The following is a 14,202-nucleotide window of genomic DNA, read 5'->3' as shown; positions in this document are numbered from 1 at the left end:
CACTCGAGACCAAGGAGCTCCACTCTCATGCGAAAATTCAACTGGCTGACGGCACCTTTGTGGCGAGGGAGCTTGCTCCCGCTGGGGCGCGCAGCGGCCCTGCCTGACTCCGCAATTTTCTCGGAAGACCGTATTGGGGCTGCTACGCAGCCCAGCGGGAGCAAGCTCCCTCGCCACAGCAAGCTCCCTCACCACAGCAAGCTCCCTGGCCACAGCAAGCCCACTCGCCACAGCAAGCTCGCTCATCGTAAAAGGCTACATCGGTATAATCATCTGAAACTCCTGCCGCTCTCGCTGGCGTGCGGCCTGGCGTCCTTCGGCGTCGAATCTGCCGAAGACCGCTCCCCCACCCTCGACACCGTGGTGGTCACCGGCAACCGTGGCGCCGAACAACGCACCGTCACCACCAGCCCCACGCCGATTGATGTGATCAGCGGCGAACAACTGCGGGCCGTGGGCAAGCCGAGTTTGCTCGAAGCGTTGGGCAAGCTCATCCCCTCGTTCAACCTGCCCGACCGCGCCGGCTGGGATGCCAGCGGCGTGGTGCGTTCGGCCACCCTACGCGGCCTCACCGCCTCTCACGTACTGGTGCTGGTCAACGGCAAACGCCGCCATACCAGCGCCACCCTGAACATCAACGGCATCAACAGCGGCGCGGCCCCCAGCGACCTCGACCTGATCCCGGTGGCTGCCATCGACCATGTGGAGGTGCTGCGCGACGGTGCAGCGGCGCAATACGGCTCGGATGCGATTTCCGGGGTGATCAATATCATCCTCAAACAGACCACCGGCGGCAGTTCCGACACCACCCTGGGGCAGAACTACGACGGCAAGCGCGGCACCGGCCAGGAGGCGCTGAACTACGGCTTCCAGGTGGGTGAAGCCGGGGTGCTCAACGTGTCCCTCGACACCCGCTACCAGGAACGCGACAACAAGGCCGGCAGCAACGGCTACAGCAGCCATTACTACCCGCTGGCGGACGGTTCCCCCGACCCGCGCGAAGCCACCTCCAGCCACCACACCTACAAAGGCTACGGCTCGCCCCGCAGCCAGTTGGGCGATGTGGCGTACAACCTCGACCTGCCGCTGAACGACAACCTGGCGCTGTACTCGTTTTCCACCCTGGCCACCCGGGAGAACAACGACGGCCAGAACTTCCGCCTGCCCAACGGCCGCAACACCATCACCACCGGGCCCAATGGTTACCCCGACGGCTACAGCCCGTACTGGCTGGTCAACGAGACGGACTTCCAATCGGCTTTCGGCGCCAAGGGCAACGACCTTGGCGGCGGCTGGGGTTGGGACCTGAGCAGCACCTACGGGCGCAACTACGCCAAGCAGCGCACCTACGACAACCAGAACCCGTCCCTGGGCGAAAGCACACCGAACAAGTTCACCTCCGGGATCTACATCGCCGACCAGCTCACCACCAACCTCGACCTGAAAAACACCTACGAGATCGGCCTGGCCAAGCCGCTGGACGTGGCGTTCGGCCTGGAGCACCGGCGCGAGAGCTACGAGACCCGCGCCGGCTCCGAGGCTTCCTATATCGATGGCGGCTACGTGTTCCCGGCAGGCCATCCGCGTGCCGGGCAGCGTCCCGATCCGGGGGCCCAGGTCACCAACGGCATCCGTCCGGAAGACGCGCAGAAGGTCAGCCGCAACAGCGTCGCCAGCTATGTCGACCTCGGGTTCTACCCCACCGAGCAGTGGTACGTCGGCGTGGCCGGACGCTACGAACATTACAACGAAGGCGTCGGCGGTACCCGCAGCGGCAAGCTCAGCACGCGGTATGCGTTCAACCCGGTGTTCGCCCTGCGCGGCACCGTGAGCAACGGCTTTCGCGCACCGTCCCTGGCCAACGAGATCTTCACCGCACGCTCCACCGGGTTCGACACCATCAATGGCGTGTACCAGTCGTATAACTACGTGATCCTGCCGGTAGATTCCGCCGGCGCCCAGGCATTGGGTGCCAAGTCACTGAAGCCGGAGCGCTCGACCAACTTCAGCCTCGGTTTCGCCGTGACCCCAAGCGATGACTTGAGCCTCACGGTGGACGGCTACGTGATCAACCTGCGGGACCGCCTGGTGCTCAGCGAACGCTTCCAGGGCCCGGGCATTGCCTCCCTGCTGGACAGCATCGGCGTACCGGCCACGGCGGGCGCACAGTACTTCACCAACGGCGCCAACACCCGCACCTCCGGGGTCGACGTGGTGGGCAACTACCGGCAGAACCTCGACCGCTACGGCTCGGTGAAATGGACGGCGGCGCTGAACTACAACCACACGCAGATCCTCAGCGTCAACGACACCCCGGCGCAGCTCGCCGCCCTGGGCAACTTCCAGTTGATGGGTCGCCAGTCACGGGCACTGATCACCAAGACCTCACCCAGCAGCAAGATGATCTTCTCCGCCGACTGGGCGATCCACGACTTCGACGTCAACCTGCGCCTGACTCGCTACGGCACCTACACCGAGGTCAACAGCTCCAGCGACGCGAGCCTGGACCGCACGTATTCGGCCAAGTGGATCACTGACCTCGACGTGGCCTACGCGATCAGCAAACAGCTGACGGTGGCCGTAGGTGCACAGAACCTGTTCGACAAATACCCGGATCACATCGGCGTGAAGAACTCGTCGTTCGGCGATAACTGGGGCAGCTATTCGCCGTTCGGGTTTACCGGCGGGTATTACTACAGCCGGGTGCAGTACGCGTTCTGATTCAACAACCGCCGGCCAGGCGTTCACGCAGGAACTCGATCAACGCCTGCACCGGGCGCGAGCTCTGGCGGTGCTGGGGGTAAACCGCGGAAAGGGTCAGGGGTTCGGGCGCGCAGTCTTCCAGCAGCGTCACCAGGCGGCCGTCCTGCAAGGCTTGGGCAACGATAAAATTGGGTAGATAGGTGATGCCCAACCCGGCCACGGCGGCATCCCGCAGCAACTCACCGTTGTTGACCCGCATGCGCCCGCTGACGTTGCGGGTGTGGGGTTTGCCATCGACCTTGAAGTGCCATTGCACCTGGCGACCATGGCCGTAAGGCAGGCATGCGTGATCGGCCAGGTCATCGGGCCTCTGCGGCGTGCCGTGGCGGGTCAGGTAGTCGGGACTGGCGCAATAGACGCGCTGCACACTGGCGATGCGTCGGGCGATCAGGGTCGAATCCTCGAGGGTGCCGATGCGCAGCACCAGGTCGTAGCCTTCGCTGATGAGGTCTACCGGGCGGTCGCTGAGGTCCACTTCCACGGTGACATGAGGGTGGCGTTGCAGGAACAGCGGCAACAGGCAACCCAGGTGCGCCATGGCAAACGACAACGGCGCGCTCAGGCGAATGGTGCCTCGGGGCTCGGTGTTTTGCCCGGCGATGCCCTGCTCCACTTGCTCGACTTCACTGAGCAGGCGCAGGGCGGATTCGTAGTAACTCTGGCCCAGCGGCGTGACGTCCAGGCGGCGGGTGGAGCGGTTGAGCAGGCGTACGCCGAGGCGCTCTTCCAGCTGGATCAGGCGGCGGCTGACAAATTGCTTGGACAGGCCAAGATGCTCGGCGGCAGCGGTGAAACTGCCGGATTCCATGACCTGGCAAAACAGGCGCATGTCTTCGAAGGGGTTCATTGTCGCTTCTCGGTGGACGCTGGGCTGTTTTATAGCCGGTCAGTCGCCACACCACAAATCAAAATGTGGGAGCGGGCTTGCTCGCGAAGGCGGTGGGTCAGTCGGTACATGTATTGACTGGCACACCGCCTTCGCGAGCAAGCCCGCTCCCACATTGGATTACCTGCATATCAGAGAGCGGTTTATTTGGCCGTCAGCGCCGAGTAGCTGTTCATCAAATTGCGATAGTTGGGAATACGCGGCGACAGCAGATTCGCCAGGCCTTCCATGTCGTTGCGCCAGTCCACCTGCAGCTCGCAGGCCACCGAGAACCAGTTCACCAGCTGTGCACCGGCCGCCGTCATGCGTGCCCACGCCGCCTGTTGCACGGTCTCATTGAAGGTGCCCGACGCATCGGTCACCACAAACACTTCAAACCCTTCAGCCAGGGCCGACAACGTCGGGAAGGTCACGCACACGTCGGTCACCACACCGGCAATGATCAGTTGCTTGCGCCCGGTGGCTTTCACTGCCTTGACGAAATCTTCGTTGTCCCATGCGTTGATCTGGCCAGGGCGCGGGATGTACGGCGCGTCCGGGAACAGTTCTTTCAGCTCCGGCACCATCGGGCCGTTGGGGCCGCTTTCGAAACTGGTGGTGAGGATAGTCGGCAGCTTGAAGAACTTGGCCAGGTCCGCCAGGGCCAGCACGTTGTTCTTGAACTCGTTGGGCGAGAAGTCCTGCACCAGGGAAATCAGGCCGGTCTGGTGATCCACCAGCAGGACCACGGCGTCATCTTTGTTCAGGCGTTTGTAAGTCATGGGAATACTCTTTTGGGGTTAGATTCAGAAGGCAAAACACGAGCAGCCAAACGCGCCCCAGAAACCCTGGAAGTCGCTGACCGGCACGTTCGAGAGACGCGCCCGTTCATGGCTATGGGCATGCACGCCACAGGGGCCGCTGCACTGGTGCACCTGGGCTTGCAGCGCTGAGGCCGGGCGCCAGTGGCCCGGTACCTTGACCACCGGCGACCAGTCCGGCAGCACCGGCACGCTGGGTGGTGCGAAATCTTCAAAGTCGCCGGCGCCGTACACCACCTTGCCGCCGACCACGGTGAGTACCGATTCGATCCACTTGATGGCTTCCTCATCGACACTGAAGAAGTCCGCCGACAGTGCCGCCACGTCCGCCAGTTGGCCGACCTTGATCTGGCCCTTCTTGCCCTGCTCGGAGGAGAACCAGGCGCTGCCGTGGGTGAACAGTTCCAGGGCCGTCAGCCGGGGCAGCCCCTCGGCGTGCAGTTCCAGCCCGCCGACGGTGCGGCCGCTGACCATCCAGTACAGCGAGGTCCAGGGGTTGTAGCTCGACACCCGGGTGGCGTCGGTGCCAGCGCCCACCGGCACGCCTTCGGCGAGCATGCGTTTGATCGGCGGCGTGGCCTCGGCGGCCTTGGCGCCGTAGCGCTCCACAAAGTACTCACCCTGGAACGCCATGCGGTCCTGGATCGCGATGCCGCCGCCCAGCGCCCGCACGCGCTCGATGTTCTGCGGGGTGATGGTTTCGGCGTGGTCGAAGAACCATGGCAAGCCGTTGAACGGGATGTCGCGGTTGACCTTCTCGAACACGTCGAGCATCCGCGAGATCGACTCGTTGTAGGTGGCGTGCAGGCGGAACGGCCAGCGCTGTTCCACCAGGTGGCGCACCACCGGCTCCAGTTCCTGCTCCATGGTCAGCGGCAGGTCTGGGCGTGGTTCGAGGAAGTCTTCGAAGTCGGCCGCCGAGAACACCAGCATTTCGCCCGCGCCGTTGTGGCGCAGGTAGTCGTCGCCCTGATGCAGGGTCACGCTGCCGGTCCAGTTCTTGAAGTCGCTGAGTTCTTCCTTGGGCTTCTGGGTGAACAGGTTGTACGCGATGCGCACGGTCAGTTGCTGGTCCTTGGCCAACTGTTCGATCACGGCGTAATCGTCGGGATAGTTCTGGAAACCACCGCCGGCGTCGATGGCACTGGTCAGGCCCAGGCGGTTGAGTTCGCGCATGAACTGGCGGGTGGAATTCACCTGGTATTCCAGGGGCAGTTTCGGGCCCTTGGCCAGGGTCGCGTAGAGAATCATCGCGTTGGGCCGCGCCACCAGCATGCCGGTGGGGTTGCCGTTATGGTCGCGCACGATCTCGCCGCCGGGCGGGTTCGGTGTGTCCTTGGTGTAGCCAGCCACGCGCAGGGCGGCGCGGTTGAGCAAGGCCCGGTCATACAGGTGCAACACGAACACCGGCGTATCGGGGGCGGCCTGGTTGAGTTCGTCGAGGGTGGGCATGCGCTTTTCAGCGAACTGGAATTCGTTCCAGCCGCCCACCACCCTCACCCACTGCGGCGTGGGCGTGCGGTCAGCCTGATCCTTGAGCATGCGCAGGGCATCGGCCAGTGACGGCACGCCTTCCCAGCGCAGTTCGAGGTTGTAGTTCAGGCCGCCACGGATCAGGTGCAGGTGCGAGTCGTTGAGGCCAGGGATGACGGTGCGACCCTTGAGGTCGATGACCTGGGTACCACTGCCGCGCAGGGCCATGGCTTCACCGTCGGTGCCCACCGCGACGAAGCGTCCCTGGTGGATCGCAACTGCCGTGGCACGGGGATTTTCACGGTCCACGGTGTGGAACTGGCCATTGAACAGAATCAGGTCGGCGTTCATAGGGTTTCCTTTACAGAGGCTTCAAGCCAGGGCGCGAACAGGCGGGTGGCCGCCGGCATCAGCAGGTAAACCACCAGTACAACGATGGTCAGGGTGACCAGGAAGGTGGCGACGATGTAGTTGGACAGGAACGGGTGCAGCCGCAGTACCGGGCCCCAGATGATCGGCACCAGCAACGTCAGCGGCAGGATCACCAGCAGCGTGACCACTGCCTGTTTCCAGCGCGGCGGCTTGGCGGCAGCATCGGCCAGGGGCGAGAACCAGAACTCGTTGACCGCGCCGACTTCGGTCTGGTCGCCGTCGGCCAGCATCGGTGCGGCTTGGTTGATCAGCTCCAGGCGCTGCGGCGAATCGAGCCAGCGCTCCAGGTCTTCGGTGGAGCGGTAACGCAGCACGCAGGTAAACAACGCAAGGCCGCCCTGCTTGCTGCGCACCACGTCAACGCCGAGGTGCCCGGGACGCTCACCGGCAATACGCACGATGCGTCGCAGCCAGGCTTCGTAGTCGGCTTCAAGCCCGGGTTTTATGCGGTGCTTGACCACCAGGGTCACGACCTCGTCCGGCCCGCCTTGTGCTGTTGAGTCCATCGTGCCCTTCCCCTGGATGCTTGAACGTTCGCGCTAGTGTGCGACGGCCCGATCCAGAAAAATTGCATGCATGTGCTCAGTTCAACAGATGCTTGCAGCGGTCTACACTGGGGATTCATTCACCGGTAAGGTGTGTGAAAACAAGCGCCCATCGACCACGGATAGCGATCATGGCTCAACCAGCAGCTGCAACCGGAACCCTGTGTTCAGAGCGGGAACAGAGGGTCAAGCAATTGATCCTCGCCAATCTTGCTGGCCCCCTGGAGGTGACGGAACTGGCTCGCGCCTGTGAGCTGTCCCGCAGCCATTTCTCCAGGGCCTTCAAGCGCACCACCGGTGTATCGCCCCAGGAATGGATTCGCCAGCAACGCATCAAACAGGCCAAGGTGCTGATCACCGGCTCCGCCCTGAGCCTGACGCAGATCAGCCAGGAATGCGGGTTCTGCGACCAGGCGCACTTCTGTCACCTGTTCAGCCGCAGCGAAGGCGTGAACCCAATGGCCTGGCGCAAACTTCAGCTGCGCTACCGCCATCATCTGCGGACGGCACAGCTGGCGATCGTCAATCTAAAAGAGACAGTCATTCCGATTTCAGCTTCTTAATCAACCTATCGTTAACCAGTAATCTTCTCCTCACACCGAAGCCCTGCATCTCGCAGCCAGGCTTCCCTTGAGGAGAACACCCCATGCTGACCCTTCGCAAAGCCTCGGAACGCGGCGCCGCCAATCACGGTTGGTTGAAGTCGTTCCACACCTTCTCGTTCGCCAACTACTGGAATCCCAAAGAACAGGGTTTTTCCGACCTGCTGGTGATCAACGATGACCGGGTTGCCGCCGGCAAGGGCTTCGGCCAACACCCGCACCGCGACATGGAGATTTTCTCCTATGTGCTCGAAGGCGCCCTGGAACACAAGGACACCCTGGGCACCGGTTCGGTGATTCGCCCCGGCGACGTGCAACTGATGAGCGCCGGCAGCGGCGTGGCCCACAGCGAGTTCAACCACAGCCACACCCAGGGCGTGCACTTCCTGCAAATCTGGATCGTGCCGGATGTGGCGGGCGCCGAACCGCGCTATCAGCAGGAGCACTTCACCGAGGCGCAAAAACGCGGCCGGTTGCAGTTAATCATCTCGCCGGAAGGCACCGACGGCTCCCTCGGCGTGCGCCAGGACGCGCGGGTGTATGCCGGGCTGTTCAACGGCTTTGAAACCGCCAGCCTGCCGCTGGCCCCGGAACGCTACGCCTACATCCATGTGGCGCGGGGCAGCGTTGAAGTCAATGGCCAGCGCTTGCACGAAGGCGACGGCGCCCGAGTGCGCGATGAGCGGGAGATTCACCTGAGCCATGGGGAGGACGCCGAGGTGCTGGTGTTCGACCTGCGCCCTCGGGAACTGCCAGAAATGCCGTGATGAGCGACGCGATGGCCCGGGAAAACGGGCCATCGCTGGCGTCGATAGTCACCATCAGCCCAATGAAGTTCTCTTAAAAAATCTGCCGCGTAACATCGCATCCATACCAACCAACGACTTTCCCGGAGCACACCCTCATGAAACGCCAACTCTTGCTTAGCCTCGCTTTCTCGGTACTTGCTGTAAGCGCCTTTACCCAACCTGCCCTCGCTGAAGGCGGCGCGGATCGCCTGATGGACAGCCGCGTGGCTGAGGGTGGGTCTGACCGTATGCTGGAACGCCGCGTTGCTGAAGGCGGGTCTGATCGCCTGCTGGAACGTCGTGTTGCTGAAGGGGGCGCTGAACGTCTCCAGGGCAACCGTGTAGCTGAAGGTGGCGCTGACCGTCTTCAAGAAAACCGCGTAGCCGAAGGTGGTGCTGACCGTCTTCAAGAAAACCGTGTGGCTGAAGGTGGTGCAGACCGCCTGATGGAAAACCGCGCGTAACGACTGTGGTTCGCGGTCCACCCCCCAGCCGGCCTGATCAGCCGGCTTTTTTTCGCCTGCTGTTAACTGATCCTCACAAGCGCCACACAAGCTCTCTGGCCATTAGTGAAGTTCACGGTCCAGCCACACCACCGCCTTGCCAATCTGCTGCCGTGCCTCAATCCTCGCGTGCACCTGCTGCACCTCTTCCAGGGCGTAATGCCCTTCGATATCCACCGTCAGCGAACCTTCAAGTATCGCCGCAAACACCGCATTGGCACGCCTCTGCACCGTAGGCCCGTCGGCCATGTGGTCGTTGAGCCGTGGGCGAGTCAGGAACAGTGAACCGGCCTCCCCCAACTCCATCGGATCGAGGTCAGTGATCGAACCGGAGACGTTGCCGTAATTGACGATCACCCCCCGCGTGCGGCACGCCCTGAAGCTCTCGCGCAAGGTGGCCTTGCCCACCGAATCGAACACCACATCCACGCCCTGCCCTTGCGTGGCCTCCAACACCCGCTCGGCAAACCCGTCGTATTGCCAGGCCTGATCCGCGCCACGCTCAAGGGCAATCGCGCACTTTTCGACGCTGCTGCCGGTGGTGAACACCGTGGCACCGAGCCGATGGGCCATTTGCACCAGCAACTGGCCGATGCTGCCGGACGCCGCGTGGATCAAACAGCGGTTGCCCGCCTGCAACCGCGCAACATCTTCAATCAGGTAGTGAGCCGTGCAGCCCTGGAACATCGCCGCAGCCGCCTGATCGAAGCCGATCGCACTGGGAATTTGCGCCACTCGCGCGGCGGGCACGCTGGCGTATTCGGCGAACGCGCCCCATGAAATGCACCATGCCACTCGATCACCCGGCGCCAGATGGCTCACGCCCTCGCCTACCGCCACCACCACACCGGCCCCTTCCATACCCAGAGTGCACGGCAGCCGTACCGGGTAGGTCACCGACTTGGCGTACTTGCCCTGGCGGGTGTGAACATCCATGAAATTGATCCCGGCACAGGCCACCTTGACCAGTACATGGCCGGCGGTCACTTGGGGTTTGGGCACATCAAGGCGCAGTTGAACAACTTCCGGGCCGCCGTAGGTTTCAAGGGTGAGGGCTTTCATCGCGAGACAACTCCGTTTGCAGTGGGAATGCGCCATGGTAAAAGGCGCTAATCTGTACGAGAATTCCCCAATACCTCCCACCCTCCGTGCGGAAATAACCCGATGTTCGACTGGCAGGATCTGTATTTCTTCACCGTGCTGGCGCGCACCCAATCACTGTCGGCTGCCGCACGGGAGCTGCAGGTGGAACACGCCACTGTTGGCCGGCGCGTCGATGCCCTGGAAAAAGCCCTCGGCGTCAAACTGGTGGATCGCCTGCCCCGCAGCCGGCCGCTCACCGAGGAAGGCCTGGCACTGGCGGAGCTGGCGGCCGGCATGGGCGAGATGGCCACCGAAGTGATGCGCCTGTCCCGCGTGGCCTCGATCGAAGTGGCCGGCACCGTGCGGGTCAGTTGCCCGCCGTCGATTGCCATCCACTGCATCGCGCCCCATGTCGCACGGTTCAGGGCGCAATATCCCAAGCTGAATATCGTGTTGATGTCCTCGACGACGCTGGCCGCCCTCGACAAAGGCGAAGCCGACATTGCCCTGCGCACGGTGCGCCCCGATGAGGAAGCGCTGGTACGCAGAAAGGTCGGCGCCGTGCGTTTCGGGCTCTATGCCACGCCCGAGCTCAAGCAGTTACCCGCTGAACAGTGGACGTTCATTGCCTATGACGCCACCCGCGACCACCTGCCCCAACAGGCGTGGATGCATCAGGTGCGCGGCAACCGCACGATTGCCTTCGCCGCCAGCGACCTGATCACCCAGCAAATGGCCGCCCGGTCCCAAGTAGGTGCAGTGGTGTTGCCCACGCTGGTGGGCGATCACGACGCGGCATTGGTGCGGTTGGCAACGAACACCGAAGGCCCGGTTCGCGATATCTGGCTGACGGTGTATCCGGATATGCGCCGCTCGCCTTCGGTGAAGGTGGTGATGGAGTTTCTGGTGAGCTGCATTGAAGGCGAGCCGCAGTTGCGGCGGTGAAACCGATTACTGCGCGGCGTACTGTTCGTCGCTGACCTGCTCCATCCAGTCCACCACCTTGCCGTCGAGCATTTCGTTGATCGCGATATGGGTCATGGCGGTGTTCGCCGTCGCGCCATGCCAATGCTTGACCCCGGGTGCAATCCATACCGTGTCGCCGGGGCGAATGGCCCGCACGGGCTGGCCCCACTCCTGGACCTGACCCAGGCCTGCGGTGACGATCAATGTCTGGCCCAGCGGGTGGGTATGCCAGGCGGTACGTGCGCCCGATTCGAAAGTGACAAAGGCCCCGGTGACACGCGCGGCGTCGGTGCCCTTGAACGGTGAGTCGACGCGTACCGTGCCGGTGAAATAATCCGCCGGGCCTTTGGCTGAAGGCTGGGAACCGTTGGGCGTGATGGTCAGCATGGGCGTCTCCTGTGCCGGTGAATCCAACGCGAATAGGGAGAGTGAAAGTGCAGTGGCGGCGAGGCCGGTTTTCATAGGCCGGTCATCCGTTCCAGGGCTTCGGGATAGCGGTCGCCGTGCACGGCGATGTTCGCAGCGGCCACGTCCAGTTCATGGAGTTCTGCCGCACTGAGCTGCACTTCGAGCGCTCCCAGGTTTTCCGTCAGGCGCGAGGTTTTGGTAGTGCCTGGAATCGGTACGATCCAGGGCTTCTGGGCCAGCAACCAGGCCAGTGCGATCTGCGATGGCGTGGCGTGTTTGCGCAGGGCGACCTGGCGCAGCAACTCAACCAAAGCCTGGTTGGCCTGCAACGCTTCAGGGGTGAACCTTGGTAGATTGCTGCGAAAGTCCGAGCTGTCAAAGGTGCTGTGGCTGTCGAACTTGCCCGTCAGGAAACCTTTGCCCAACGGGCTGTAGGGCACCAGACCAATGCCCAGTTCCTCCAGCAGCGGCAACACCTCGGCCTCCGGCTTGCGCCACCACAGGGAATACTCGCTTTGCAGTGCGGTTACGGGCTGAACGGCATGGGCGCGGCGGATGGTCGAGGCGCCGGCTTCCGACAAGCCGAAGTGCTTGACCTTGCCCTCCTGAATCAAATCCTTCACCGCACCGGCCACCTCTTCGATCGGTACGTTCGGATCAACCCGGTGCTGATAGAACAGATCGATAACGTCGGTATTCAGGCGCTTCAGCGAGGCTTCAGCTACCTGGCGGATATGTTCGGGGCGGCTGTCGAGACCGGACCATTTGCCATTGCCGGACGGGTCGAGGGCAAAACCGAACTTGGTGGCGATCACCACCTGCTCACGCAGCGGCGACAGGGCTTCGCCCAGCAGTTCTTCATTGATGAACGGGCCATAGACTTCGGCGGTATCGAAGAAGGTCACGCCTTGTTCAACCGCATTGCGCAGCAAGGCAATCATCTGCTGTTTGTCGGCCGCAGGGCCGTAGCCAAAGCTCATGCCCATGCAGCCGAGCCCCAGGGCCGAGACTTCAAGTTGGCTGTTACCGAGTGTACGTTTGCGCATGATCATTCTCCGGGTTAGGGGACTGAATCCAATCTAACAGTTACGAATTGTGATAATTAGCCGCTAGAATCCGAAAATACTTATGAGGATCACTCACCAATGCTCAGGGAAAACGCCAACGACCTGCTTGCCTTTCTGGCGGTAGCCCGTGAGCGCAGCTTTACCAAGGCGGCGGCCAAACTCGGGGTTTCCCAGTCCGCGCTGAGCCATACCATCCGCGCCCTGGAGGCGCGCCTGGGGTTGCGCCTGCTGACTCGCACCACCCGCAGCGTGTCACCCACCGAAGCCGGGCAGCACTTGATCGATACGGTCGGGCCGCACTTCGATGAAATCCAGGTGGGGCTTGAAGGCCTGAGTAATTTGCGCGACCGGCCGTCCGGCACCATTCGCATCAACGCCATGGACCACGCGCTGGAATTCATCCTGTGGCCGGTGCTGAAACCGTTCCTGGCGCAGTACCCGGATATCGCCGTGGAGGTGTGTTGCGACTATGGCTTCGTCGACATCGCCGCCCACGGCTTCGACGCCGGTGTACGGCTTGGGGAAGATGTGGCCCAGGGCATGATTGCCACGCGCATCAGCCCGGACATGCGCATGCTGGTGGTGGGGGCACCGGCGTACTTTGCCCAGCGCCCGGTCCCCCGCACGCCTCGGGACTTGACCGATCACGCCTGCAACAACTTGCGCCTGCCCACCAATGGCGGCCTGTATGCGTGGGAATTCAAGAAAGGCGATGAAAGCCTGAATGTGCGGGTGTCTGGCCAGGTGACCTTCAATGGCGTGTACCCATTGCTCAAGGCAGCGGTCGACGGCTTGGGCTTGAGCTACGTGCCTGCCGACCTGGTAGCGCCTTATCTGGCGGACGGGCGACTGGTGCAGGTGCTGGATGACTGGTGTGCGCCGTTTGCCGGCTTCCATCTGTATTACCCCAGCCGTCGCCAGGCCTCGCCCGCGTTTGCGCTGTTGGTGGAAGCGCTGCGTTACCGCGGCTGAAAGAAGTCCGTCAGGGCCGCGCCCAAGCCATCGAACACCACGGCGATGCGCGGGACCTTGCGCATGTCCTGATGCATGGCGATCCACACGTCAACCTTGAAATCCACCTGCGCGGGCAACACCCGCACCAGCCCGTGACGTTGTGCCACCTGGGCTGAACACACGCCGATCCCAAGCCCCGCACGCAGAGCGGCCAACTGCGCGAGGTGATCATCGGTGCGAATCACCGTACTGGGCGCCGAACAGTCGAAACCGCGCTCACCCAGGAATTCGATCTCCAGCAAGTTGCGGTCCGGCCCGATCAGCGGGTAGCCGTGCAATTGCGCAACGGTGTCCGGCGTGCCCTGCTCTGCCAACAGTTCGGGTGCGGCGTACAACCCTACGTGAAGGTCGCCGACCTTGCGCGCGACCACCGTGGATTCGACCGGGCGACGGATGCGTACGGCGACGTCGGCCTCTTGCCGGGCAAGTGCCTGCAGCCGATTGGATACGCTCAGTTCGATGGCCAATTGCGGATGATCACGGCGCAGGCTGCGCAACATGGGCGGCAGCACTTCAACGCCCAGCAGATTGCCGCTGGTGAGCCGCACCGTGCCGCCGGCGAGCGCCGTGTCGGCCGAGGCTGCGCGGCTGAAGGCGTTGGCGGCAACGGCCATCGCTTCAACGTGGCTGATCAGGTCCTTGGCCGTGTCGGTGGGCAACAGCCCGGCGGGTGAGCGGATAAACAGGCTGACCCCGACGCTCTGCTCCAGGGCCTCAATCCGTCGCCGCGCGGTGGCCTGGGCGATCCCCAGCAAACGGGCCGCGCCCGACAGGCTGCCGGTGCGCAACACGGCGAGGAAGGCGCGCTGGGTTTCCCATTGGAGTTGCGGGGCGTTCATACATTTCCTGTGAGCCGCTGGGCAGTTTTGGCG

Annotated in this window: 14 protein-coding genes; 6 read left to right on the top strand and 8 right to left on the bottom strand. The window is 63.1% G+C overall.

The features are described 5' to 3' along the window. Nucleotides 1-27 precede the first annotated feature (27 nt). Complete coding sequence (locus tag HX869_RS23365) at nt 28-2,721, top strand: TonB-dependent siderophore receptor (RefSeq protein ID WP_256736782.1); 2,694 nt, start codon at nt 28-30, stop codon at nt 2,719-2,721. Between the two features lies 1 nt (nt 2,722). Here HX869_RS23365 and HX869_RS23360 read toward each other — a convergent pair whose 3' ends face one another. The 4 genes from HX869_RS23360 to HX869_RS23345 form a co-directional block, all read right to left on the bottom strand. Next, the gene (locus HX869_RS23360) at nt 2,723-3,610 is read right to left on the bottom strand and encodes a LysR family transcriptional regulator (protein WP_178903709.1); all 888 of its coding nucleotides are present in this window, start codon (nt 3,608-3,610) and stop codon (nt 2,723-2,725) included. 182 nt (nt 3,611-3,792) lie between these two features. Then, nucleotides 3,793-4,416, bottom strand: a complete 624-nt coding sequence (gene ycaC / locus HX869_RS23355; RefSeq protein ID WP_161635723.1) for an isochorismate family cysteine hydrolase YcaC — start codon at nt 4,414-4,416, stop codon at nt 3,793-3,795. Between the two features lie 18 nt (nt 4,417-4,434). Next, entirely contained in the window at nt 4,435-6,273 is a 1,839-nt protein-coding gene (locus tag HX869_RS23350) for an amidohydrolase (RefSeq protein WP_003207313.1), read from the bottom strand. After that, nucleotides 6,270-6,860: an antibiotic biosynthesis monooxygenase gene (locus HX869_RS23345; RefSeq protein ID WP_003207311.1), complete on the bottom strand. Its 591-nt coding sequence runs from the start codon at nt 6,858-6,860 to the stop codon at nt 6,270-6,272. Before HX869_RS23345 ends, HX869_RS23350 begins: the two co-directional genes overlap by 4 nt. A 170-nt stretch (nt 6,861-7,030) precedes the next feature. On the opposite strand from HX869_RS23345, the gene HX869_RS23340 reads away from it, so the two are divergent. The 3 genes from HX869_RS23340 to HX869_RS23330 all read left to right on the top strand — a co-directional run bounded on the left by HX869_RS23340 (nt 7,031) and on the right by HX869_RS23330 (nt 8,753). Next, entirely contained in the window at nt 7,031-7,462 is a 432-nt protein-coding gene (locus HX869_RS23340) for an AraC family transcriptional regulator (RefSeq protein WP_023658747.1), read from the top strand. Nucleotides 7,463-7,545: 83 nt separating this feature from the next. After that, on the top strand, nt 7,546-8,268 hold the full coding sequence (locus tag HX869_RS23335) for a pirin family protein (RefSeq protein WP_008434624.1): 723 nt from the start codon (nt 7,546-7,548) through the stop codon (nt 8,266-8,268). A 137-nt stretch (nt 8,269-8,405) separates the two neighbouring features. After that, on the top strand, nt 8,406-8,753 hold the full coding sequence (locus HX869_RS23330) for a hypothetical protein (protein ID WP_177049916.1): 348 nt from the start codon (nt 8,406-8,408) through the stop codon (nt 8,751-8,753). A gap of 102 nt (nt 8,754-8,855) precedes the next feature. Here HX869_RS23330 and HX869_RS23325 read toward each other — a convergent pair whose 3' ends face one another. After that, the gene (locus HX869_RS23325) at nt 8,856-9,854 is read right to left on the bottom strand and encodes a quinone oxidoreductase (RefSeq protein ID WP_178903708.1); all 999 of its coding nucleotides are present in this window, start codon (nt 9,852-9,854) and stop codon (nt 8,856-8,858) included. A gap of 102 nt (nt 9,855-9,956) precedes the next feature. Here HX869_RS23325 and HX869_RS23320 point away from each other — a divergent pair, with 102 nt between their 5' ends. Further along, the gene (locus tag HX869_RS23320; protein WP_178903707.1) at nt 9,957-10,820 is read left to right on the top strand and encodes a LysR family transcriptional regulator; all 864 of its coding nucleotides are present in this window, start codon (nt 9,957-9,959) and stop codon (nt 10,818-10,820) included. 6 nt (nt 10,821-10,826) lie between these two features. On the opposite strand, the gene HX869_RS23315 is transcribed toward HX869_RS23320, so the two are convergent. Next, complete coding sequence (locus HX869_RS23315; RefSeq protein WP_178903706.1) at nt 10,827-11,228, bottom strand: cupin domain-containing protein; 402 nt, start codon at nt 11,226-11,228, stop codon at nt 10,827-10,829. 71 nt (nt 11,229-11,299) lie between these two features. Then, nucleotides 11,300-12,295, bottom strand: coding sequence for an aldo/keto reductase (locus HX869_RS23310; protein WP_178903705.1), 996 nt, complete (start codon nt 12,293-12,295; stop codon nt 11,300-11,302). 99 nt (nt 12,296-12,394) lie between these two features. On the opposite strand from HX869_RS23310, the gene HX869_RS23305 reads away from it, so the two are divergent. After that, nucleotides 12,395-13,288, top strand: a complete 894-nt coding sequence (locus tag HX869_RS23305; protein ID WP_178903704.1) for a LysR family transcriptional regulator — start codon at nt 12,395-12,397, stop codon at nt 13,286-13,288. Here HX869_RS23305 and HX869_RS23300 read toward each other — a convergent pair. Continuing rightward, nucleotides 13,276-14,169 (bottom strand): LysR family transcriptional regulator, encoded by an 894-nt coding sequence (locus HX869_RS23300; RefSeq protein ID WP_178903703.1) that lies wholly within the window; start codon nt 14,167-14,169, stop codon nt 13,276-13,278. The genes HX869_RS23305 and HX869_RS23300 overlap by 13 nt on opposite strands. Nucleotides 14,170-14,202 lie beyond the last annotated feature (33 nt).

Origin of the sequence: Pseudomonas sp. P7779 (assembly GCF_013386315.1) — a bacterium.
Lineage (GTDB): Bacteria > Pseudomonadota > Gammaproteobacteria > Pseudomonadales > Pseudomonadaceae > Aquipseudomonas.
Note: the sequence above shows the minus strand (reverse complement) of the source record. Positions and strands in the feature narration are given on the sequence as shown.